Origin of the sequence: Falsirhodobacter sp. alg1 (genome assembly GCF_000739715.2) — a bacterium.
Taxonomy (GTDB): Bacteria; Pseudomonadota; Alphaproteobacteria; order Rhodobacterales; family Rhodobacteraceae; genus Falsirhodobacter.
Window position 1 is genome coordinate 1 of sequence record NZ_BBJC02000067.1, and the last position, 689, is coordinate 689.

Below are 689 nucleotides of genomic sequence, written 5' to 3' on the forward strand. Positions count from 1 at the left end.
GAAACTACTACTTAGTTCCCGAACCCGAACGGGAACGGTTTAAGTTTTTTAGTTTACCTACCGACGACTAGTAGTACTTTCGTTCGTCGGTCGGAACGGAAAAGGGTAAGGTAGTACCCGTCCCCGTCCTACTAGTCGACCCAACCGACGACGGACGGGGCCGGGGGGAACGGGGTAAGTCGTCCCGTACGTACCGATCCCGCCTTCGAGGATGCTCATGTGGACGTCCATTGCAAAGGCCGTTATACCCTCGCCCTGTAGCAGCGCCTGAGCGAAGGCGATCACAGTGGGATCGGTGGTGCGCAGAAGCTCTTTCATGGCAAACAGATAGGTGGCGTATCGCTGCTTGTCGAGAGACGGGAATTGACGTGGACGACCTTTCGCAAAAACCGCATGACCGCCTGGGTCAATGGCTGGCCGCCGACATGGCCGCAGTAAACGATCTTATCCGTGAACGGATGGCTTAAGTCGTTTTATTCAACTTCAAAAGGGGTATCGCCTTGATTGACTCCAGCAATCAAAACACGAAGCCAAGATCTGCCGCCACGTCGAAGCGGCGGGCTTCTCTATGAACATCGTTCCGATCCGTTCTCAGGAAAGTTACGAAGCTTCTCTTGCGAGAGCAGAGGAGCTTATGAGCGCGACCGATGCTGATCTGCTGGATGAACTGGAAGTTCTNCAAACGCTCA

1 protein-coding gene is annotated in these 689 nt (G+C 54.2%); it reads right to left on the minus strand.

The genetic code is table 11. From position 1 onward, the window contains the following. Positions 1 to 57: 57 nt before the first annotated feature. Positions 58 to 318, minus strand: a complete 261-nt coding sequence (locus tag TR36_RS16485; protein WP_082715001.1) for a DUF2007 domain-containing protein — start codon at positions 316 to 318, stop codon at positions 58 to 60. Positions 319 to 689: the final 371 nt, after the last annotated feature.

Bases quoted from the DNA above. Each gene is read 5' to 3' on its own strand.
- TR36_RS16485 (WP_082715001.1), bottom strand. From the start codon at position 318: ATGAAAGAGCTTCTGCGCACCACCGATCCCACTGTGATCGCCTTCGCT.